Genomic DNA, 231 nt, shown 5'->3' on the forward strand with positions numbered 1-231 from the left:
GTCCGAAGCGATTATAAGCAGGGTTTACAACTAAGAGAAAACAAGTTTCCAACCGGTTTGATCTTTCCCGAGTTAAAACTTGCATTACCACACGTTGATCCCGAATTTGTTTTAAAGCCATTCATTTATGTGGTTAGAACTAATTCCAAAATCCCGTGGCGACAGATGGGCGATATGCAGCAAATGACGACTCGCAACTTTTTATTTCTAGGTATTAAAGAGCCTTCACAG

1 protein-coding gene is annotated in these 231 nt (G+C 40.3%); it reads left to right on the forward strand.

The genetic code is table 11. The annotated features are described in order from the left end of the window. Positions 1-231, forward strand: a 231-nt coding sequence (locus HMI57_RS18570) for a PTS sugar transporter subunit IIA (protein WP_171587451.1), incomplete at both ends; no start/stop codon positions are given.

It is taken from the genome of Arthrobacter sp. 260 (assembly GCF_013116745.1).
Lineage (GTDB): Bacteria > Actinomycetota > Actinomycetes > Actinomycetales > Micrococcaceae > Arthrobacter_D.